Here is a 1,179-nt window from a genome sequence, read left to right as displayed (position 1 = left end):
CTCTTCTTGGAGAAAGCATTTACCTGAATTAATCGCAGAACTTTCTGGAAACTATACTCCGCCTTGCTTTGAAATCTTATGAATGCGAGTAACATATAAACGCAAAGCGCCGAGAATATTTGTGTTTTAACCGCATTTTCTGTATTGCCAATAAAACTTTTAATTTTTAAGTTCTGCTTAATCCATTTAAAGAACAGTTCTACTTGCCAGCGCTGCTTGTAAATAGATGCAACCGTATCTGGAGACCAGTCCATGTTGTTGGTAATAAAGACATAATGCTTGCCTGTTTCAGAGTCTTTGTAGCCAATACGTCGCACGGGATGCAAATGTTCTTTCTTGGCCTTTGCCCCAGTATATTCAATCAACTGATCACTTGTTACACAATCATATTTTGAGCAAGACCTGCGCTCTAATACCTTATACAACGCATTAGCCCTAATCCGGGTAACGAAGGAAATTCCCTTATCTGTCAGTAGGTTATGCCAACTAAAATCATTGTAACCGCGATCAAATACAACAACACTACCTTTAGGGAATTGGAAAAGTCGAGCCTGGCTCATGTCAGATTCTTTACCATGAGTGACTGTTGCGAATGCCGGGATCATACCATCATGATCCAAGCCAATATGTAGTTTGTAAGCCGCCTTCATAGTGTTGTAGTTGGCTTGCGGAAATATCTTCATAGATACATCTATGATTGATGAATCGATTGAGAAAAGCTTGTTTTTTAGTCGAAAAGAACGGCCAGGAAGAAGGTTTGAGCAGCGCTGGTAGAGTTTATAAAAAAGTGCCTGATAGAAATCGCCACTAAGATTTTCGTTGCATCTGGCTAAGGTGGATTTTTTTACTGGCTGGCAACCCAAATGGTAATTTATGTGTCTATGGCTATCCATCGCCATTTCAATATCTCGCAAACTTGATCTACCTGTTAATTGTGCCATTGAAAGCGATACAAACTGAGACCACCGGCTAAAAGAGCCCTTCCTTCTATTGCCGTCATGCTGCTGGGCCAAAGTCTGAAATTCATGTCTCGGAACCAATCGAAGTATTTGAGAAAGTACGGTGCTAGAATGTGCCATGAGCCTAAACCCTTTGTTTGTTAGTGTTTGGTCGCACATTCATTATACAAACAATAGTGGTTTAGGCTCCCTTCGGAGTGAATAACTGGGACAGCAGTGG

General features: G+C 40.9%; 1 protein-coding gene. It reads right to left on the bottom strand.

The window, feature by feature from the left end:
• Positions 1-1,079: IS4 family transposase (locus tag G8770_RS23790; RefSeq protein WP_167192543.1), on the bottom strand; the 1,079-nt coding region annotated here is incomplete at its 3' end.
• Positions 1,080-1,179: the final 100 nt, after the last annotated feature.

Origin of the sequence: Pseudomaricurvus hydrocarbonicus, from assembly GCF_011602365.1 — a bacterium.
In the GTDB taxonomy this organism is placed as follows: Bacteria; Pseudomonadota; Gammaproteobacteria; order Pseudomonadales; family Cellvibrionaceae; genus Pseudomaricurvus; species Pseudomaricurvus hydrocarbonicus.
The sequence above is the reverse complement of the archived record's forward strand: the minus strand, read 5'-3'. Positions and strand labels throughout refer to the sequence as shown.